At 46.8% G+C, this 18,880-nt stretch carries 19 protein-coding genes and 1 riboswitch; of the genes, 7 read left to right on the plus strand and 12 right to left on the minus strand.

Annotated features, from left to right (window positions below; genetic code table 11):
- Positions 1 to 15 precede the first annotated feature (15 nt).
- The 10 genes from BLS44_RS24585 to BLS44_RS24635 form a co-directional block, all read right to left on the minus strand.
- Complete coding sequence (locus tag BLS44_RS24585) at positions 16 to 1,383, minus strand: alpha-L-fucosidase (RefSeq protein WP_090393415.1); 1,368 nt, start codon at positions 1,381 to 1,383, stop codon at positions 16 to 18.
- 325 nt (positions 1,384 to 1,708) lie between these two features.
- Positions 1,709 to 2,590 (minus strand): hypothetical protein, encoded by an 882-nt coding sequence (locus tag BLS44_RS24595; RefSeq protein WP_090393417.1) that lies wholly within the window; start codon positions 2,588 to 2,590, stop codon positions 1,709 to 1,711.
- A 1-nt stretch (position 2,591) separates the two neighbouring features.
- A complete protein-coding gene (locus tag BLS44_RS24600; protein ID WP_218127812.1) occupies positions 2,592 to 2,954 on the minus strand; it encodes a PadR family transcriptional regulator in 363 nt (120 codons plus the stop codon).
- A gap of 77 nt (positions 2,955 to 3,031) precedes the next feature.
- Positions 3,032 to 3,826: an amidohydrolase gene (locus BLS44_RS24605; protein ID WP_090393418.1), complete on the minus strand. Its 795-nt coding sequence runs from the start codon at positions 3,824 to 3,826 to the stop codon at positions 3,032 to 3,034.
- 18 nt (positions 3,827 to 3,844) lie between these two features.
- Entirely contained in the window at positions 3,845 to 4,765 is a 921-nt protein-coding gene (locus tag BLS44_RS24610) for a sterol desaturase family protein (RefSeq protein WP_090393419.1), read from the minus strand.
- Between the two features lie 8 nt (positions 4,766 to 4,773).
- Positions 4,774 to 5,247 carry a regulatory protein RecX gene (locus BLS44_RS24615; RefSeq protein ID WP_090393420.1) on the minus strand — a complete coding sequence of 158 codons (474 nt, stop codon included), beginning with the start codon at positions 5,245 to 5,247 and terminating at the stop codon, positions 4,774 to 4,776.
- 24 nt (positions 5,248 to 5,271) lie between these two features.
- A complete protein-coding gene (locus tag BLS44_RS24620) occupies positions 5,272 to 5,655 on the minus strand; it encodes a type II toxin-antitoxin system VapC family toxin (RefSeq protein WP_090393421.1) in 384 nt (127 codons plus the stop codon).
- Positions 5,637 to 5,873, minus strand: a complete 237-nt coding sequence (locus BLS44_RS24625; RefSeq protein ID WP_090393422.1) for a hypothetical protein — start codon at positions 5,871 to 5,873, stop codon at positions 5,637 to 5,639. Before BLS44_RS24625 ends, BLS44_RS24620 begins: the two co-directional genes overlap by 19 nt.
- Positions 5,874 to 6,000: 127 nt before the next feature.
- Positions 6,001 to 7,101: a trypsin-like peptidase domain-containing protein gene (locus tag BLS44_RS24630; protein ID WP_090393423.1), complete on the minus strand. Its 1,101-nt coding sequence runs from the start codon at positions 7,099 to 7,101 to the stop codon at positions 6,001 to 6,003.
- A 21-nt stretch (positions 7,102 to 7,122) separates the two neighbouring features.
- A complete protein-coding gene (locus BLS44_RS24635) occupies positions 7,123 to 8,454 on the minus strand; it encodes a type III secretion system chaperone family protein (protein WP_090393435.1) in 1,332 nt (443 codons plus the stop codon).
- Between the two features lie 203 nt (positions 8,455 to 8,657).
- Between BLS44_RS24635 and dnaN the strand changes: the two genes are divergently transcribed.
- From dnaN to BLS44_RS24670, 7 genes are all read left to right on the plus strand, one after another.
- Complete coding sequence (gene dnaN / locus BLS44_RS24640; protein ID WP_090393424.1) at positions 8,658 to 9,773, plus strand: DNA polymerase III subunit beta; 1,116 nt, start codon at positions 8,658 to 8,660, stop codon at positions 9,771 to 9,773.
- Positions 9,774 to 9,874: 101 nt separating this feature from the next.
- Positions 9,875 to 11,122 carry an NAD(P)/FAD-dependent oxidoreductase gene (locus BLS44_RS24645; protein WP_176954546.1) on the plus strand — a complete coding sequence of 416 codons (1,248 nt, stop codon included), beginning with the start codon at positions 9,875 to 9,877 and terminating at the stop codon, positions 11,120 to 11,122.
- Between the two features lie 46 nt (positions 11,123 to 11,168).
- Positions 11,169 to 11,741 carry a TPM domain-containing protein gene (locus BLS44_RS24650; protein ID WP_176954547.1) on the plus strand — a complete coding sequence of 191 codons (573 nt, stop codon included), beginning with the start codon at positions 11,169 to 11,171 and terminating at the stop codon, positions 11,739 to 11,741.
- A 52-nt stretch (positions 11,742 to 11,793) separates the two neighbouring features.
- Positions 11,794 to 12,002, plus strand: a riboswitch (cobalamin riboswitch).
- Positions 12,003 to 12,105: 103 nt separating this feature from the next.
- On the plus strand, positions 12,106 to 14,127 hold the full coding sequence (locus tag BLS44_RS24655) for a TonB-dependent receptor plug domain-containing protein (RefSeq protein WP_090393426.1): 2,022 nt from the start codon (positions 12,106 to 12,108) through the stop codon (positions 14,125 to 14,127).
- Positions 14,128 to 14,136: 9 nt separating this feature from the next.
- Positions 14,137 to 15,258: a YncE family protein gene (locus BLS44_RS24660; RefSeq protein WP_090393427.1), complete on the plus strand. Its 1,122-nt coding sequence runs from the start codon at positions 14,137 to 14,139 to the stop codon at positions 15,256 to 15,258.
- A gap of 59 nt (positions 15,259 to 15,317) precedes the next feature.
- A complete protein-coding gene (locus BLS44_RS24665; RefSeq protein ID WP_143019923.1) occupies positions 15,318 to 16,445 on the plus strand; it encodes a PKD domain-containing protein in 1,128 nt (375 codons plus the stop codon).
- A 22-nt stretch (positions 16,446 to 16,467) separates the two neighbouring features.
- Positions 16,468 to 17,580: a DUF5074 domain-containing protein gene (locus BLS44_RS24670; protein WP_176954548.1), complete on the plus strand. Its 1,113-nt coding sequence runs from the start codon at positions 16,468 to 16,470 to the stop codon at positions 17,578 to 17,580.
- A gap of 87 nt (positions 17,581 to 17,667) precedes the next feature.
- On the opposite strand, the gene BLS44_RS24675 is transcribed toward BLS44_RS24670, so the two are convergent.
- Together BLS44_RS24675 and BLS44_RS24680 are read right to left on the minus strand one after the other, a co-directional pair.
- A complete protein-coding gene (locus BLS44_RS24675) occupies positions 17,668 to 18,051 on the minus strand; it encodes an acyl-CoA thioesterase (RefSeq protein WP_090393430.1) in 384 nt (127 codons plus the stop codon).
- A 32-nt stretch (positions 18,052 to 18,083) separates the two neighbouring features.
- Entirely contained in the window at positions 18,084 to 18,338 is a 255-nt protein-coding gene (locus tag BLS44_RS24680) for a cysteine-rich CWC family protein (RefSeq protein WP_090393431.1), read from the minus strand.
- Positions 18,339 to 18,880: the final 542 nt, after the last annotated feature.

Here is an 18,880-nt window from a genome sequence, read left to right on the forward strand (position 1 = left end):
GAATAGCGCTCCCGTTTATAACGCGCCGTCTATCTGGTACACCCATGCATAAGGACTGGGGTTGTTGCCCGGTGTAATTTGGGGCGCGCGAATGGTGATGCCTCCAGCTGCGGGTTGAAAGCTGAGTTTGCCCGGCACTCCAAGCATTTTGATACCCGAAGCTTTTTTAATGCCTTTGATGGTCAGTACCTCCTTCCAGGTGGTGGCAATGGCATAAAGGGTATTGCCTTTGCGGGTAAAGCGGATGGTGGAATCGCTCTGCAGGGGTTTGTCCTTCCATGCGGTGGTGCCGTAAATGGCGTCACCGTTCACTTTAAGCCAGTCGCCCATATCCTTCAACCGTTGCTGCATAATAACCGGGATGGAGCCATCTGCTGCGGGCCCGATATTCAGCAGCAGGTTTCCCCCGCGTGAAACAATATCAATAAGCATATGCACCAGGCTTTTGCTGCTTTGATATTGCTCCAGGTTTTCATTACGATTAAAGCCAAAGGATTCACCAATGCCCCGGCACTCTTCCCAGGGTTTGTGCAAACCGGCATTCCCTTTCCCGTATTCGGTGGAGTTAAAAGTTCCATAATGCTTATTGCCGGTACCCCAGCGGTCGTTGGTAACCACCGTATTTTTTACCGGCGATTCATTATACAGCCAATCGATAAAGGAACGGCTTTTCCATACTGTGTCGGAGTGGTCCCAATCCCCGTCGGCCCAGATCACATCGGGCTGGTACCGGGTTACAATATCCTTTAATTGCGGCAGCATATGCTGGTCCACGTATTTCGAAACATCCGTTTTATACAGCGGGTTGTACCATTCATACAGCGAATAATAAAACCCCATATGCAGGCCCGCATCTTTTACGGCTTTGGAAAGGTCGCCGGCCAGATCGCGGTGGGGGCCCATGTCCACAGCGTTCCAGTTCCAGGCTTCCCGGCTGGGCCAGAGCGCAAACCCATCGTGATGCTTGCTGGTGAGCACTACATATTTTGCCCCGGCCTCCTTAAAGATCTGCGCCCATTTTGAAGGCTCAAATAATTCCGCTTTGAAAAGCGTGGCAAAGTCCGGATATTTAAAATTGGGACCATAGACCCGGTTCTGGAAGTCGACAAATTCTTTATGGATCTTGAGTTTGGTATTGTTCAGCCGCTCCCAGTACCACTCGGCATAGTTGCTGCCAAAGCCATCGGCATTGGAATTGGTGGCCCATGCCGGAACACTGTACAGGCCCCAGTGGATAAAGATCCCGAATTTGGCATTGGTGTACCATTCCGGTACGGGCCTTGATTCAAGCGACTCCCAGGTAGATGGGGTCTGCTGGCTGTTAGCCGTAAAAGCGACGAGTATTGCCGGAAGCAAAAATAATTGAGCGACCTTTTTTTTCATAGCGGCAAGTTAGGAAAGCATGCGGAGAATTTGAAGATTTGAGCACATGGAAATTTGAAAGTGGAGATCTGCGGCAGTCCGGTATGCGTCGCTCCCCTGCCCGCAATACCCCTCTGTGCATATCCGCGGAATTTTTGCGCAAAAGGCAGATGCTATCGGCCGGGGTTCCGGTTGATTCTTCAATGCGGCATCTTAAGCTTACTGTTGCCCGGGGCTATATCTCTGTGAAATTCTGTGCGCAAAAGATGCACGCTATAGGCGAAGACACTGGTTTCCGGCAAGCGCAGGCCAGTGAACGTTGTGCATTAAACCTGGAACAAAAGATCTAAAAAACCAACGGGTATTGCCGGCGGGCATCTGCATAAATGGCTTTATAGGCATGGTACCGGGCAAGGGTAAACAGGATCGCAAGCGTGCAGAACGCGGCCATTGCCAGGTTGAACCAGGGTGTGTGGTTGATATCGAGCTCAAAACCATTCACCGCCAGGTTAAAATAAAGATTGGGAACCTGGAAAAGACCCACGAAAACAGTAAAGCCGCCGGTGTGTTTTAACGACAACAGTTTTTGGGCCGGGCGTTTGAACCGGATGCCCACAAAAATGATGGCAAAAATGGCAAAGGCAAATAAAAATATGCAATAGGTTTTATAGATGGCTGCGGCATTTTGTACGTTAAAAACTGAGACAGGCGCGCTTAGCAGCAGGAAGAGCAGCAGGGACAGGGCTATTTTGGGGAATGTAAACCAGGCTTTGAAATATTGGTGCTCTCTTTTCCGGGAGCGCTTCCGGGTCGCTTCTTCCCGCTGCCGGATCACATTTGAAAAGCCGGAGATGCCAAAGGCACTGTATACACGCTGAAGCGCCGTATCAAAGCCTGTTTGGGGATCCAAAGTCATCTGCCCTTCTATACCTTCCGCCAGGTGGTCCACCATCTCCTGCCGGAGGTCATAATAATGGATCCCTTTCTTCTGGCAGAAAAGGTCAAGCGTCTTTATTTGTTCGTTTGTAAGCATGTTCAGGAAGTTTTTTTCAAAGCGTTCAAAAACGGTATCTACCAGTGCCGGAAAATCAATACGGGCATTGTTTTCCATTATGGCTTCCACCTCTGTGGCCAGGTGATCTGCTATTTCTATACGGAGATCATAATAACGAATGCCTTCCATTTGGCAGCGCTGATCGAGGTATTGGATTTGATCATCAGTAAGCATCTTATGCCAGTTTAGGATTAAAGATCAGCTGCAGGGTGTTTTTAAATGCTTCCAGCTCGATCATGGCCTTTGCCTGCTCTTTTTTGCCGGTTGGTGTTAAGGAATAGTATTTACGTACCCGGTTCCCCAGGTTTTCCATTTCCACTTCCAGGATGCCCTCTGCTTCCAGCCGGTGCAGCAGTGGATATAAAGCGCCTTCCGTGATCTTTAATTCACCGGCTGTAAGTTCCTTTACCCTTTGAGTGATCTCGTAGCCATACATCCGCCCGTTTTCCTTTAATAGCTTCAGCAGGATGGGCTCCAGGCAACCTTTATATAAACTGGCTTTATTCACGGAGATATTAATTTCTGTATAAAGATACATAAGAAATCAATACATAAGTAATTTAGGTATTTATTTTTCCGGATTGTTTCCGCGCAGTGAACGGTTGACTTTGCCGGTCAATAAATCGTAAACCCATCCGCATCTTTCCAGAAGGGAAATTTTGTGCGTACTTCTTCCAGCTTTGTTTTATGCAGGGTAATGGTAAAAATGTCCTCTTCATCTGCTTTATGATAAAGGGTTTCGCCCAGCGGATCAATGACCATGCTATCCCCGCTATGGTAAATGCCATTGCCATCATCACCTACCCGGTTTACGCCCACTACATAACATTGATTTTCGATGGCCCTGGCCTGTAGCAGGGTTTTCCAGGCCAGGCTGCGTCGCTGTGGCCAGTTGGCTACATTAATAAGCAGGTCATATTCCGGCATTGTTTCGGGCGCTGCCGGGTTCGTGCTTTGCCGGCCCCAAACCGGGAACCGGAGATCATAACATACCTGCAGGTTCACCTTCCAGCCGTTTACAGAGGCAATAAGCCGCTTGTTACCGGCGGCATAATGCTCGTCTTCCCCCGCAAAAGCAAACCGGTGGCGTTTATCATACACACCATATTGCCCGTTGGGCAGCATCCAGATAAGCCGGTTAAAATAAAGACCTCCTTCCTGAATGATCAGGCTGCCGGCAAGGATGATTTTTTTCCGGGCGGCTATTTCTTTCATCCACTGAACCGCAGGGCCTTCCATTGTTTCAGCCAGCGGCGCCGGGCTCATGGAAAACCCCGTGGAAAACATCTCGGGTAATACCACAACCTGTGTTTGCGGAATGCTTTCAATTTTCTCCCGGAGCATAGCAAGATTGGCTGCTTTATCTTCCCAATGGAGCCGGGTTTGTATCAGGGTAATACGAAGGGACATAAGAAACCTAAAGTTCGGTTATTTTGAAGAAAGCCGGGCCTGCTCTTCTTCTTTTTCCATCTGCCGGCTGGTTTTCCGGCTGCCGTCGTGGCTGTAACCGGGAGGTCCAAAAAGGTAGCCCAAACGTTGTTTGGTACTGATGCCTTTTTGGGTTACGTCCTTGTAAACCTGTATCCATTCGTGAAAAATAAGGGTAAAAGGATTGGGGTTTTCCAGGTTTTTTGTAAGACCATATTGAATAGGGGCGTATTCGTTTTCCGGCAACTCCCTCTGAAAAGTGCCAAAAAGTTTGTCCCAGATGATCAGGAACATGCCCATGTTTTTATCGAGGTATTTGGGGTTGGAGCTATGGTGCACCCGGTGGTGCGAGGGGGTAACAAATATTTCCTCCAGCCAGCCCAGCTTTCCCACCAGTTCTGTATGTACCAGGGTTCCCCATATTTGGGTGGCTGAATACATAAACAGGATATCCACCGGCTGGAACCCGATCCAGGCAAGCGGAATGAAAAAAATAAACCGGTAAAGCGGCTCAAAAACGGAGGAGCGGAAGCCCACACTGAAGTTGAATTTTTGAGAGCTGTGGTGGGTAACATGCACCGCCCATAAAAAGCGGGTGGTATGGTCCAGGCGATGCAGCCAGTAATACACAAAATCCTCCAGAACCAGCAACAGGAGCCAGTAAACCACGGGATTACTGATGGGTTGAACCACACTATGATTGGCCACCTGGATAAGCACCCAGAGGTAAGAAAGTTTAAACGCCACGTCAACCGACCCGTTGGCAAGGGTTAAATAAATATTGGTAAACGTGTCTTTTACGGTGTAGGTTTTCTTATGAAAATGAAAATTAGACAACAGGAGCTCCGCTCCGATGATCATAACATAAAAGGGAGTGGAAAATAGCAGCAGTAATTGTTCGTGGTAACTGAAACCGTGCATGGCAATGGTTATTTGATGGTATGAAGCAGCGATTGGAACAGCTCCGGCTCATATCCTCTCTGGATAAGAAAGCCGGCCGTTTTTTTCATTTTTACAAAACGGTTGCGCTCTCCTTTGAGACTGTCCCATTTTTGCTGCAGTAATCCGGTCATGATTTGTTCATAAGCTTCCTCGTCGATCTCTTTCATCCCTGCTTTGATGCAGTAGGGACTGACCTGCTTTTGCTGAAGGGCCGTTTTGATCTTATTGCGGCCCCATTTTTTCTGGCGGAAATGGCCTCCGGCAAAGGCTCTGGCAAAACGTTCCTCATTCAAATAGTTTTCCTCGATCAGTGCGGCTACAATTGCATCGTGTTCTTTCCTCCATACACCCAGCTCAAAAAGTTTATTGACCACATCGCTGTGGCAACGCTCGCTGTAGGCGCAATAATGCTGCAGTTTTTTTAGTGCCTGTGCTTCAGTTAATGATCCGGGATATGTCATATACGAATGCTGTGTGTGGCAAATTTACAGGTCCCAGGGGTTTTGCAGTTTTAACCCTGCAATGTGCTTAAAATCAGAAACATTCCGGGTAAGTAATATGGAGTTAACGTGAAGCGCTGTAGCGGCTATTACAGCATCAGGTAATTTAATCCTTGCTCTTTTTTTAATTTCAATTGTTTTTAAGGCAACCGGCAGATTCAGAGGAAGAATGGTCGCAATGGAAATAAAATCATTCAATAGCTTTTCTTCTTTCCTTTCAGCTATTTCAAATCCTAATACCTCAATCTGGGTAATTACAGAGATAACAGGCTGCTCAATGGCAAAGAACAGTTCTCTTGCAGGGGCGGGTAATTTGCCATTGCAGAAATCAATGATACAATTAGAATCAATTAAATATTTCTTTCCCATTCATCTCTGGTCTTTGTAATATGGGTATGCAACTTTGTGGCGGTATCATCAGAAAGGATACCCCAAAAATCTTTCATTGTTTTGGAGGAAAGTGGTTGTCTTTCCTGGTTCACCTCTTCAAGAGGGATGTAGGTGATCTCAATCTCCTTTCCTATGTACTCTTTTGGAATATCCAGTTTGATCTGCTGTTTCTCAGCCCTGACGATGGTGCGTATCATTTTTATTTCATTTTTATGAATAAACTTCCCTGAATTCGGTGATCACAGAGTACCAAAGGTACTAAATTTATTAGATCGTATTTTTGTTCTGGCTTATCCAGGACAAGCCGCTGTGCAGGATTCTTATTCACTCCTCCAAACGTGCCGTACAGCCAAATTCGGTCTTTAAATAATCATCATAATGATCAGCCTGCTCAAACAGGTTCTTGAATTCTTCAATACCGGATTCCCGGGTCATATCCAGGTCGTACAGCAGGCGGCTGAGCACGATGTTATTTTTATTACAGCTCAATACCAGGCCGGTTGATCTGTTGTTCTCCTGCAGCAGGTACTGGTACAGGGGCTTTATCCGGGTGGCTTCCAGCGGCATCTGGCACAGGTAGGCGTCTCCTACTATAAAATAGTTATCCGGGTTATAGCTGATATTGATCTTTGCCGACCCCTGTTTTACGCTCCACTGGTTGGCTCCATCGCGTGCCAGCCGCACGTCCTTGCCCAGATCCTTTAAAACATCTTCTATAAGTTTGGCAACGCCCATTAATTCCGCTTCCTGTTCAGGAACCTGGAGCAGTTTTACCTCAGAACCACAGTTGGGACAGTATTTGTTATTGTCGATATTGGCTGCAGTGACCAGGGAATCGCAGCTGGAACAGCGGGTGGCTTCCCGGCCTTTAAACGGCATATAAAGATCGATGGCCTCTTTCAGGTAGCTGACCGGGAGTGCAAATCCCAGGTTGTCGCCGCCTTTTATAATAAAGGAGTTGACACCGATCACATCCCCGGCATAGTCCACCAGCGGACCACCGCTGTTACCGGGGTTAATGGCTGCGTCGATCTGGATATATTTCAGTCCTTCCCTGATACGGTCCACCTTGGAAATGACCCCCTGGGTTGCAGAGTAGCTCAGGTTATAGGGATGGCCGATGGCAATCACGTTGTCTCCGTCCTTCATGACCTCGTAGTTCCCGATATTGACCAGCGGAAGATCGGTGTCAACAGGTGATTGCAGGAATGCAAGGTCGTGCTTCTGATCTGTATAAAGAACCCGGGAAAGCTGCTTTTCAAACAATTTTCCCTGTATGGTCACCTCCGGGGTATCGTTAATGACATGGTTATTGGTAATGACCAGGTCGTAGGCTTTCAGGTAAAACCCGGTACCCGTACCCGTTTGGGTGGCGATCTGGATAATAGCCTGTTGATATTTATTAATGATTTCCTGCGTGTTCATAAATGCTCAATTAACGGGACCCTATGCCGGGATGTCCATATTCAGTTGTTCTATCTGCGTGGTAAAGCTGTAGTTAAAAGCGGTGAGGCCGGAAAAATTCAGTCCTTCTGTTCGGAAGTTCATATAGGGATAACGCGCCTTCCACTGTCCTTCCACGGTGCGGATATATTTAATAATAGCGTCTTCTTTAAAACGTTTGGAAACCGTGTCGAAATAGCTTTCATTATAACCGAGGGCCTTAAAAAAGGAGGGATAGTTTACCTGCATAAATAACCGTACCAGCAGGGTAATGGGTCTTGGAAGGCTATAGGAATACTGGCAATAGGATAAGCCGTACTCTATTAGCCTGTTGGCAAAATATTCATGCCCGTTATCCCGGTACCAGAGCATGTTTTCGTTGGCTTCATGAATGGCGTCTGCGGTCACTTTATGCACCTGGGGCATAACAATGGAAAAAGTATATTTAGACCGGAACAGGTTTTTGAAGATCTCTTCCCTGGGTTTGGTCTGCAGCTGCCGGAAGGCATCGATCATTTCCCGGTTTTTATCAACAATGGAGCGTTCATCTTTTTTGAAATAAATACCCCCGATCTTTTCCAGCTGGTTCAGCAGCTGTCCTTCGGGAGTGACCAGGAAATCGATCCGGTAAACCAGGCTCAGCAGCAGGTAGGAGATACCCCCGGAAAACTTGTCTGCGTCTATTTCCGCTATCTTCTCCAGTGTTTCTGCGATCCAGCTTTGCAGGAATTCATATTTTACCTGCTTTTCCGCGTCTGACAGGGAAGTAACATGCTCCTGGTCAATGGCTTCAAGATGGGTAAAGTCTTCTATCAGCAAATCATCCTGTTTATCCGATTTTGTGGCCAGTTCTTTTAAGCCATAGTATAGTTTATTGGGGTTGGCGGTGTTCAGATCTGTATCAAAACGCATACAGAGCTCGTTGTTATTGAGTGCAAAACGGCTGTAATAAAGCCCGAAGTTCATTTCCAGCAAACGGCGCATCACTGGTATGGAGGGCTCCGGCATCAATGCCAGCTTTACATCGGCCGAAAGGCGGTTTTCCCGGATCTCGCCCCGGATGACCTTGGACCCCTGGTATAATTCAAAAGTAGCGGTATCGCCGTTGCGGATATAGCGCACATTCTGGGTGGCATCATCTTTCAGGTAGTCAAAAAAGGCATCTACGGATGCGACATAGCTTTTTTCCTTAAAAAGGTTATCGGCTTCCTTCCAGCGGCGGACCTTGCCGGGCACCTTATTATTATCAGAATACCGGCCGAAATCTATGGAACTATTGTTCTGCGCAGCCGGTTCCTCTTTGCCTCTGACCCAATTTAAAAATTTATTCAACATAGGCCCCTTTTTTAAGTCGGGGAAGTTACTAAACCTTATCAAACTACCTAAAAAAATTTGCATCGGGGAAAATCATCGTTTTCCCCCTATATTTACCGAAAAATGGGCATAGATTTTTCGAAACATTATTGAATAAAATAGTAGTTTCGCTACCATCATTTTGCTTAACAGGGAACAGAAACGTAAAAATTAATATATAACAGATGAAATTTATTGCATCATCATCGGCTTTACTGAAACAGCTACAAAATATTTCAGGTGTCATTAATGCGAATAATGTATTGCCCATTTTAGAGGATTTCTTGTTTGATATTGATAAAAACCGTCTGACTATTGTGGCTACTGACCTTGAAACGGTAATGAAAACGGAGATGCAGATAGAAGCAAAGGACAGCGGCCGCGTTTGTATTCCCGCAAAGATCCTGATCGATTCTTTAAAAAATATTCCTGAACAGCCCCTTACTTTTAATATCGATAAAAATTACAGTGTTGAAATCACCAGCGATAATGGTAAGTACAAAGTAATGGGCGAAAACCCGGATAATTTTCCGAAAGATCCTACTGCCGATGATGCTTCCAGTTTTACAATGACCTCTTCTGCCCTGGTAACAGCGATCAATAAAACCCTGTTTGCCACCAGCACTGATGACCTGCGCCCGGCTATGACCGGCGTTTATTTTGAGCTGGATAAAAAAGGGATACAGTTTGTTGCTACCGATGCGCACCGGCTGGTCCGCTATAAAAGGACCGATGTTAGCTCTCCCAATACGGATACCTTTATTGTGCCGCGTAAACCGCTCAACCTGCTGAAGTCAGCATTGCCGGATAATAACGACGAGATCACTATTAACTACAATACCAACCACTTTTTTGTTATACACGGAACTACCCAGATGAGCTGCCGGCTGATCGATGCCCGTTTTCCGGATTATAAGGTGGTGATTCCGGCAGAGAACCCTTACCGGCTTACGGTGAACAGGACCGAATTTTTGGGAGCCCTGCGCCGTGTAAGTGTATTCAGTAATAAAAGTACCTACCAGGTGGCCCTGAACATCAGCGGAAGTGAACTGCAGCTGGCGGCACAGGATGTGGATTTCAGCTTTGAGGGGAACGAGCGTATGAAATGCCAGTATAATGGCGAGGACCTGGTCATTGCTTTTAATGCGAAGTTCCTGATCGAAATGCTGAATGCTACCGATAGCGATGAAGTATATATGGAGCTGAGCACGCCTACCAAAGCAGGTTTGATCAAACCGGTTGACCAGGACGAGAATGAAGAACAGCTGATGCTGGTGATGCCGCTGATGCTGAACCAATAAGAAAAGATGATATTTTTTAATCTGCCTTCCGGGGCGGTTGAGCCTGACTAATTTCCGCCTTCGGCGAAGTGGTCAGGCTCATTTTATCAGAGCCTTCTGTAATGATTTCTACCAAAGTATGTATTATTGGCGCCGGTCCGGGAGGGGCTACTGCGGCCCTCCAGCTGAATAAGGACGGGATCGATTGCATAGTAATTGACAAAGCGGTTTTTCCCCGGGATAAGGTTTGCGGCGATGGTTTGAGCGGTAAAGTGCTGACCTGTCTGAAAAGGATCGATCCTTCGGTAGCCGAAAGGCTGAAGCAGGCAGGCTTTAAGCTCAACAGCTGGGGCGTTAGTTTTATTGCGCCCAACCGCCGGGTGCTGGAAGTGGGCTACCGGCCCGATTTTAATGCGGAGGACAGCCATCATAAGGAAGTGCCCATCGGCTATGTTTGCAAGCGCATGGATTTTGATCATTTCCTGGTAGAAGAGCTGAAGCGTTGCGCACATGTGACGCTTTATGAAGGTATTGCCGTTACGGAATATACACTCGAAGCCGATGGATACCGGGTAAGCGATGGCAAGGGGTTTGTGGTGAAAGCCGACTTGCTGATCATTGCAAACGGCGCACATTCTGCCTTTACAAAAAAGATAGCCGGTATCCAGATGGAGCCGGCGCATTATATAGCCGGTCTGCGCGCATATTATAAGAATGTGGAAGGGATGCATCCCGAAAATTTTATTGAGCTGCATTTTTTAAAAAGCCTGCTGCCGGGTTATTTCTGGATCTTTCCGCTGCCCAACGGGCAGGCCAATGTGGGAGTGGGCATGCTCAGCGAAACCGTGAGCCGGAAAAAGGTCAATCTCAAAAAAGAGTTACTCCGCATTGTGAAAGAGGACCCGGTACTTAAAGGGCGGTTTAAGGATGCGCAGCTGGAAGGCGGTATTGAAGGCTACGGACTGCCGCTGGGAAGCAAGAAAAGAGTGCTTACCGGGGAGCGGTACCTCCTGGTAGGGGACGCGGCCTTTCTGATTGATCCGTTTACCGGTGAAGGCATCGGCAATGCCATGGGCTCCGGCCGGCTGGCGGCATTACAGGCGGTAAAAGCCATTCAGGCCGGTGATTTTTCTGCAGCGGGTCTTGCCGGCTATGATAAGGACATCGAACGTGTGCTCGGATCCGAGTTGCGGCTGAGCACCCGCATTCAAAAACTGGTTAACTATCCGCGGCTATTTAACCTGCTTATCAATATCAGTGCCCGTAATAAAAAGGTACAGGAGCTGCTGTCCTGTATGTTCTATGAAGTGGATCTGCGGAAAAAACTGACAAAGCCTTCGTTTTATATAGGGTTGTTGCTCAATAAATAAAAACGGCGCTAATTTTGCAGTACCATTATATATTTAAAATGATCCTATGCAACAAAAAGTGTTTCAGGGTATTTTGTTTTTCACAACAGGTTTGATGCTGTCCTGTAGTTCCGGCAGGAACCTGGATACACAGGTGCATAAAAGAGATGGAGACGGAAGGGATGTAAATATCAAATACCCGCAGCAGCAAACGATAACCCCGCAAAATATCAACATGTCGTACGATTTTGAACAGCTGTTTACTGCTGCGCAAAATAAAAAGATCGACAGCCTGGCAAGGGTGTTTGAAAAAAGCAACCTTATTTCCATCAGGGTAACAACATTGCCGGCTGATAAGGTTACAGCCGGCTCGTTTGAGAACCATAATAAAAGCCTCCTGAAAGAATGGGCCGGGGTACATGGTAATACGGACAAGGCCCTGGTGATCTCCATCAGCAAGGCCCTGAATAAAGCAGCGATCGATTATGGCCCGTTTGTAGGTAAATTATTATCCCGCCAGGAGGCCGGCCAAATTATAAACAACGATCTTCTTCCCGCCTTTCAAAGCGGATCGGTTTACGATGCTACCCTAAAGGCGCTCAGCGACCTGATGGATACCATCCGGAGGAATATTAAATAACCCTGCACCAAGCCCTGTTAAGTTTTTAAAACCTAACAGGGCTGTTTTTTTCTTACATTTGCAGCGCATTGGTTAAATGTTCACTCTTATGCAGGAACATTTATTAAAAGGGAATCAGGTGTAAATCCTGAACAGACCCGCTACTGTAAGTCCTATGCAACGTTTTTAACAACCTGGAGGCCACTGTGAAGCCAAGGCATCATGGGAAGGCCGTTAAAAACGGGGATAAGTCAGGAGACCTGCCAGCGCAGTTTTTGTTTTAAGCTTTCGTGGAATAAGGCTTGGAATGCAAATGTGCTGGTAGCTGTTACCCATTTGTTTTCTGTTTATTTCAGGTGAAGCTGTTTGATGAACTCAAATAGTAATGAACCGATTTTATTGTTGGATCCGTTGTTCGGGAGTAATGGTGTTTTTGTACGGCATTGGCTGTATCAATGCAAGGGCGCAAACCCATGATGCTGTGCGTGCAAAGGAACTGGATAGCGTACTGATCCGTTCCGGAAAGACGGTTTTTGCCCTCAATGCCACCACCCCGGTTCAAACACTTTCCGGTAGCCGGCTGCAGCAACTGAACAGCTTTTCAGTAGCAGATGCACTGCGTTATTTTTCCGGAGTACAACTCAAAGATTACGGAGGCATTGGCGGACTAAAAACCCTGAATGTAAGAAGCCTTGGGGCCCAGCACCTGGGTGTTTTTTATGACGGGCTGCAGGTGGGGAATGCGCAGAACGGGATCGTAGACCTGGGAAAATTTTCGCTGGACAATATCGATGCATTGAGTCTGTATAACAGTCAGAATACATCCCCCCTTCAGGCTGCAAGAAATTTTGGGAGTGCTGCTGCCTTGTATATAAAATCGAAACAACCGGTATTTGAGCCGCACAAAAATTTCCATATAAATGGCGCTTTTAAAACGGGTTCTTTCGGTTTCATAAATCCTTCCCTGCACTGGCAGCAGCAAATGGCCGCAAATATAGCCTCAACGGTAAGTATCGAAACCGTAAATGCGCATGGGAAATATAAAACCCGTTATCAAAAGCGGGCATACGATACAACTATTGTACGGCAAAATGCAGACGTGGCATCGCAACGTATAGAGCTTGCAATGCAGGACCTGGAAAAGGATGCTGCAATCAACTGGAAAATACAAACCTACTTTTATAATGCAGAACGGGGACTGCCCGGTGCCATTGTTGCGGAGCGGTTCTATAACTCGCAGCGGTTGTGGGACCGCAATTTCTTTACGCAGGGCATGCTGCGTAAACAGTTCAATACCCGCTACCAGCTCTTATTGCAGGGAAAGTATGCCAACGATGGTACCCGGTACCTGGATACTACCATCAAAAAAATTGGAGGAGTACCGCTTGATAACAGGTATCGCCAGCAGGAATATAATGCATCACTGGTAAACGAATACCGGGTTGCGTACGGTTGGAATGTATCACTGGCCACCGACTGGATCGTAAATAAGATGCAGGCAAACCTCGACAACTTCGTGTACCCGGTGCGGAATACCGGCTTAGTGGCGGTTGTAACGGAGTTGAAGCGGGAACGCTTCACGGCTGCCGGTAATTTGCTGGGAACGTTTATCCGGGAAAAAGTAAGGTCCGGAACAGCTGCGGGAGACAGGAATGTACTAACGCCGGCCATAAGCGCCTCCTGGCGGCCCTGGGATCATATGCCCATCAGCATCCGCTCTTTTTACAAACGCATTTTCCGAATGCCCACCTTTAATGATCTGTATTATACGATCATTGGCAGTGTTACCCTTAAACCGGAATACACAACCCAGTATGATATCGGGCTTCAGTATAAAAAAAGCTTTGCCGGCTCCGGATCCGGAATCGGCGCTCAGGCAGATGTGTACTACAATGACATCAGTAACAAAATTATTGCGATACCGGCCAATAACCTGTTCCGGTGGAGCATGATCAATATGGGGAAGGTGGCGGTTAAGGGAATGGATCTGCAGCTCACCTATGCGGCCTCCATTCGGCAACAGGTGTTTCTCAATGGCACTGTTACCTACTCGTATCAGGAGGCCGTAAACAAAACCCCCGGAGAACGGTCCTATGATCAGCAAATTCCCTATGCGCCCAAGCACAGTGGATCCGCAACGGTACAAACAGCCTATCGGAACTGGGGCCTTAACTATAGCTTTATTTATACCGGTGAGCGGTATATGCTTCCGGAAAATGATCCGCAAAATTACCTGGAGCCCTGGTACACACATGATTTGTCGCTTACGAAAAAATTCCGGTTCAAGCAGGCATATGCAGTGCTGGCCCTGGAGGTCAACAACCTGCTGAATCAATATTACGATGTGGTGGTGAATTACCCCATGCCGGGCCGGAATTATCTGGTAAAACTTGCCTTTAAGTTATAAATATAAAATATGAAACAAAATCTTTGGCTACCCGTTTGCTTATACCTGGCAGGCATCCTGCTTATAGCTGCTTGCAGAAAAGAGCGCGATTGGACACTTCCTCCCCAGAACGCTGAGAAAGACACTACCAGCACCGGCTTTTATTTTTTAAATGAAGGGGGATGGGGATATAACAATGCCACACTGGACTATTTTGATACGCACAGCGGGGTATACGAGCGCGATGTGTTTACAAAGGCCAACCCCGATGCCGTATTGGGCCTGGGCGATACGGGAAATGATATGGGCGTATACGGCAGCAAATTATATGTGGTGATGAACTGGTCGAAAAAGATAGAGATACTGGATGCCCGTACTGCGCGGAGAATAAAAGTACTGACCGATCAGACCCATAAGGCCATAGAAAATGCGCGTTCTATAACGTTTGCCAATGGATTTGCCTACCTGAGCTCTTATACCACCTCCGAAAAAGGGATGGTGCTGGAAATAGACACGGCTACGCTCAACGTTACAAGAACAGTAGAAGTAGGCCGGCAACCGGATGAGCTGACGGTAGCAGGCAATAAATTATATGTTGCCAATAGCGGAGGCTACAGTCCGGCCAATTTAGAGCGTACGGTTTCCGTAATTGACCTGTCTGCTTTTAAAGTGATCAAGGCCATATCGGTTGCACCCAATTTAAGACGGTTAAAAAAAGATGGCAATGGATTTCTATATATCTGCCCCTGGGGTACCACCGGTAAGTTGTATGTGGTAGATACCAAAACTGACCGGCTAGCTGACTCTATCAATGTAATGGTGGAAGACTTTACCATTGTACGCGATACCGCATATATATACGGAACCGACTATGGCGGAGGGCAGCATGCCTACACAAGGGTGGATCTCAAAAACAAAAAAGTGATTCCGGGATCTTTTATTTCTGACGGAACAAAAATTACCATGCCCTATGGTATTGCCGTGGACCCGAACAACGGCAGCATCTACATAGCGGATGCCCGGAATTATAGTGAAGCGGGTGACCTGTATTGTTTTAACGCTTATGGAAAACTAAAAAGCACGATCTGGAAAACGGGGATCATTCCCGGCCATATAGCCTTTTATAACCGCAACGGATCACCTGGCCGTTGACCCCCTTATTTTCAACCGGGTATTATACATCGTATAGCAATCAAACAAAAAATACACACATGAAACAATTTTTCTTTTTTGCATTCCTTCTTTTAATAGTGATGAACAGTTGTAAGAAGGATGAGGCTGTAACTACAGCCCCTGTATACAGCTTTTCTGTAAACACAGACACCGTCAATGCCGTTATCCAAAAGTCCGTGACCATTGAGTCTAATAAAATAAGCGGTACAGAAGCATCTGTTACCTGGGTGGTTGATGGTAAAACGTCATCGTCGGCAAATGCATTTACGCAGGTATTTACGGTGGCTGGTTTTTATAAAGTGCTTTTCAAGGCCCGGAACGATGCGGGCGTATTTGAAAAAGAATTTATTATTAATGTAGCACCGGTGGTGCGTGAAGGAGGCGAAAGCAAATATATTTCGCGGATACTGGAATATTTACCGGCTCCGGGTCAATTCATTAATGTGGCGCCGGGTAATGCAGCAAGCGCCGAAGGCATTGTGGGAAAGAACAGCGGACTGGTAACATTGGGCGCTTACGGGGGATACATCACTTTTACATTTGATCATTCGATCCAAAATAAGGAAGGTGCCGATCTTGCGATTTACGGAAATCCTTTAAAGCCTCCAACAGACTGGAGCGAACCGGGTATTGTAATGGTAAGCCGCGATGACAACGGAAACGGGATCGCGGATGATACCTGGTATGAGCTGGCCGGAAGTGAATACGGCAGTGCCGGAACTATTAAAAATTACAGGATCACCTATTACAACCCCAGGGCATATGCAAATGTGCCGTGGAAGGATAACCAGGGCAATTCAGGAGCCGTAGAAATCAATGCCTTTCATAAACAACAATATTATCCCTTGTTTGCCCCCGACCAGGATTCCCTGGTGTTTACCGGCACCCTCCTGAAAAGTACGTTTGGCCAGGTGAACGGCATCTGGATCAATGCCGGTTTCAGCTGGGGATATGCGGACGCTTATTCATCCGGCGATGATTATGATACGAAAAAATACAACTCCTTTGATATTGACCGGGCAGTAGATGCCGGTGGAAAACCGGTTCAGCTGAAGGCGATCGATTTTGTGAAAGTATATACGGCTCAAAACAATAAGGGGAATGCTTTAATGGGCGAGATCTCTACAGAGATCAAAGGGGCCGAAGATTTACATTTTGGGAAATAAAAATTAAACAATGAATAGGTATATGAAACGACCGTTACAAAAATTACTACTGTTGCTAACCCTTGGTATTCTGCTGCAAGCCTGCTCCAAAGACGATGGCTATTTCCGGGAACGACCGGGAACTGATCCCGGGGAAAAAGCAGCGCCTTATTCCAACGGCTTTTTTGTGATCACCGAGGGGTCTTACGGGCAAACTGCCGGAACCATTAACTTTTATGCTTATGGGGCAGATACCATCGTTACCCGGGCATATGAAAAAGCAAACCCGGGTAAGGTTACAGCTAATCCATCCTTAGCCAATACGCTGCAGTTTGCCTCTCTATACAACCAGAAGCTGTACCTGGTCAGCAAGATGAATGGCCCCATGCTCCGGCTGGATGCGCGTACACTGAAAGAAGAGGCCCGCTATAACCAGGAATCCAGTAACTGGAGAAGCCTCATCGGTATAAAGGAAAACCAGGGGCTGGTTAGCGCTGCAGACGGCGTTTATGCTATCGACCTCAAGACCCTGGGGGTGGAGTATAAGCTTACATCCGTTTCCGCTGTTAATACGGGCGATATGCTAAAAGAAGGAAATTATGTATACCTGCTGCAAAGCAACGGGGCAAAAATAATTGATGCTTCGAACTACTCCTTTGTAAAGGGTTTTGCAAACATCAACAGGGGTTTTGCCCGTACACCCAACGGAAAGGTATGGGCTGCAACCGGCAGCCGCCTGATTGCCATTGACAAAAACCTGGATACTGCGGGTATTGCATTACCGGTCAGCATCGGCTCCTTCGGATTGGATGCGCCCACAAGGATCACCGCCTCCACAAAAGAGAACGCTGTTTTTTATCATTCCGGATCCGCTATTTACAAATATGCAGAGGGCCATGCTGCTTCGCTCAACCAGCCATTTATTACCATCAGCGAATCACCGTTTATGGTATACGGGGCTGTTCGTTATGACCGGAATAAAGATTACCTCGTTGTAAATGGCATCAAAGGGTATGGCGGACTGGCAGGGATCAATTTCCTTTTGATCTATAATGCCTCCACAGGGGCGCTGGTAAAGAAAGTTACCTACGGTAATGATGGTTCCGTGGTGGATTTTAATCATATTTACTTTCCGGAACTGGCGGTTTTTTATTAACCGGAACTGTATTAAGGACACGGTCCGGAATCATCGAAACAGCGCCTTTTTAATAAGCAGGTTTCTACAATTGACAAGAGGCCGGTGTCAGGTAATGATCACCGGCTTCTTATTTTCATCCACCGCCACAAAGGAAAATACACCGCTCACGGCTTTTTCGCGGTGTGTGCTGTACATCTGTTCTACATAAATATCCACCTGCACCTTCATACTGGTATTGCCGATATGAATAATATTCCCAGCCAGTTCAATGATCGTACCGGAAGGAATGGGATGTTTAAAGTCGATACGGTCACTGCTTACAGTTACCATTCGCAGCCGGCTGTAACGGGTGGCGGTAATAAAAGCCACTTCATCCATCAGCTGCATGGCCATACCGCCAAAGAGTGTATCATAATGGTTGGTGGTATTGGGGAAAACGGCCTTGAATATACGGGTTGCAGCTGCGGCAATCCGGTCTTCTGTGTGCATATGCTATTGGGTTTTAACGCTGAAAAAAATACTTAGGTATCGGACGGGTCCTTATAAAATACGCCCAGGATGCCTTTTAGTTTGTGCTGGAATTGTTGTTGATGGTACTGTGCTCTTAATGTTTTTAAACACGCGGCACAGAGACAGTCTTCATACTGTTTATTAATAAAATCCCGTTCTTCATCATTCAGGGGCACGGTGCCGCATTGGCAAAGAAGAATACTGCCCACTTTGCATTCAAAGGGTTGCTTACAGCGTGGGCAGTATTTGTCTTCATGTTTGCACATTGCAATAATGAGTTCGTTTTTGTGAATGTACTTTTACGCAGCGGCCAGCATCTGAGCCAACGGTATCTTACCGAAATGTAATTTACTGCTTTTCGGTAGCAATATAGCCCCCCTCCCAGGGCAAACGCATCTAAATTGAGTAAAAAGAGCACACCAGGAGTATTTTCAGGCACTGTAAGTGCCGCGTGTTTATAGTAAGGTATTAAAGAGAAAAGCCGGCTCCTGTAGGAGCCGCGTAAAATTTCGGGCCCAACAAACACGCGGCTCCTACAGGAGCCGGGTTGATAAAACAGCAGATTACTATAAATACGCTGCTCCTCCGGAGCTGAACAATGCTGAAATTAGATGCATTTGCCCTGGCCCCCTCCCGGACGGAGCAGGGGCATGAGGGAAATAGCAGCGGTTCAATACCATTCCGTTCTTTTTACCTGGTTTAGATGCGGCTGCCCTGAAACAGATTTGAGTTACATGAAGGGAAATCTTAATTTTGAATAGCGGGTATCTGTTTGGTCTGCAACAAAACCTTAATAAAATGAACAACA

It is taken from the genome of Niabella drilacis (assembly GCF_900101395.1).
In the GTDB taxonomy this organism is placed as follows: domain Bacteria; phylum Bacteroidota; class Bacteroidia; order Chitinophagales; family Chitinophagaceae; genus Niabella; species Niabella drilacis.

Excerpts from the sequence above, each read along its gene's own strand:
- BLS44_RS24585 (WP_090393415.1), bottom strand. The coding sequence starts at position 1,383 with ATGAAAAAAAAGGTCGCTCAATTATTTTTGCTTCCGGCAATACTCGTC.
- BLS44_RS24595 (WP_090393417.1), bottom strand. The coding sequence starts at position 2,590 with ATGCTTACTGATGATCAAATCCAATACCTCGATCAGCGCTGCCAAATG.
- BLS44_RS24600 (WP_218127812.1), bottom strand. The coding sequence starts at position 2,954 with ATGTATCTTTATACAGAAATTAATATCTCCGTGAATAAAGCCAGTTTA.
- BLS44_RS24605 (WP_090393418.1), bottom strand. The coding sequence starts at position 3,826 with ATGTCCCTTCGTATTACCCTGATACAAACCCGGCTCCATTGGGAAGAT.
- BLS44_RS24610 (WP_090393419.1), bottom strand. The coding sequence starts at position 4,765 with ATGCACGGTTTCAGTTACCACGAACAATTACTGCTGCTATTTTCCACT.
- BLS44_RS24615 (WP_090393420.1), bottom strand. The coding sequence starts at position 5,247 with ATGACATATCCCGGATCATTAACTGAAGCACAGGCACTAAAAAAACTG.
- BLS44_RS24620 (WP_090393421.1), bottom strand. The coding sequence starts at position 5,655 with ATGGGAAAGAAATATTTAATTGATTCTAATTGTATCATTGATTTCTGC.
- BLS44_RS24625 (WP_090393422.1), bottom strand. The coding sequence starts at position 5,873 with ATGATACGCACCATCGTCAGGGCTGAGAAACAGCAGATCAAACTGGAT.
- BLS44_RS24630 (WP_090393423.1), bottom strand. The coding sequence starts at position 7,101 with ATGAACACGCAGGAAATCATTAATAAATATCAACAGGCTATTATCCAG.
- BLS44_RS24635 (WP_090393435.1), bottom strand. The coding sequence starts at position 8,454 with ATGTTGAATAAATTTTTAAATTGGGTCAGAGGCAAAGAGGAACCGGCT.
- dnaN (WP_090393424.1), top strand. The coding sequence starts at position 8,658 with ATGAAATTTATTGCATCATCATCGGCTTTACTGAAACAGCTACAAAAT.
- BLS44_RS24645 (WP_176954546.1), top strand. The coding sequence starts at position 9,875 with ATGATTTCTACCAAAGTATGTATTATTGGCGCCGGTCCGGGAGGGGCT.
- BLS44_RS24650 (WP_176954547.1), top strand. The coding sequence starts at position 11,169 with ATGCAACAAAAAGTGTTTCAGGGTATTTTGTTTTTCACAACAGGTTTG.
- BLS44_RS24655 (WP_090393426.1), top strand. The coding sequence starts at position 12,106 with ATGAACCGATTTTATTGTTGGATCCGTTGTTCGGGAGTAATGGTGTTT.
- BLS44_RS24660 (WP_090393427.1), top strand. The coding sequence starts at position 14,137 with ATGAAACAAAATCTTTGGCTACCCGTTTGCTTATACCTGGCAGGCATC.
- BLS44_RS24665 (WP_143019923.1), top strand. The coding sequence starts at position 15,318 with ATGAAACAATTTTTCTTTTTTGCATTCCTTCTTTTAATAGTGATGAAC.
- BLS44_RS24670 (WP_176954548.1), top strand. The coding sequence starts at position 16,468 with ATGAAACGACCGTTACAAAAATTACTACTGTTGCTAACCCTTGGTATT.
- BLS44_RS24675 (WP_090393430.1), bottom strand. The coding sequence starts at position 18,051 with ATGCACACAGAAGACCGGATTGCCGCAGCTGCAACCCGTATATTCAAG.
- BLS44_RS24680 (WP_090393431.1), bottom strand. The coding sequence starts at position 18,338 with ATGTGCAAACATGAAGACAAATACTGCCCACGCTGTAAGCAACCCTTT.